General features: G+C 59.9%; 1 pseudogene. It reads left to right on the forward strand.

Annotated elements, in window-relative coordinates:
* Nucleotides 1–207 (forward strand): annotated as a pseudogene (locus ACT3UA_RS19085) (IS1380 family transposase); the annotation flags it as partial.

Below are 207 nucleotides of genomic sequence, written 5' to 3' on the forward strand. Positions count from 1 at the left end.
CGGTGCGAAAGCGAACTTGTTCGATACGGACGGGAATCGGGTGACGGCGTTCTTGACCAATGCTCCGCGGTTCAACGTGGCGTTCCTCGATGCTCGGCATCGTGCGCGTGGCCGGTGCGAAAATCGGATCAAAACGCTCAAGAGCACGGGGTTGGGCAAGCTGCCGTATTGGTCTTTTACCGCGAATCAGGCGTGGGCTGACCTGGC

Origin of the sequence: Glutamicibacter sp. 363, assembly GCF_052379505.1 — a bacterium.
Classification (GTDB): domain Bacteria; phylum Actinomycetota; class Actinomycetes; order Actinomycetales; family Micrococcaceae; genus Glutamicibacter.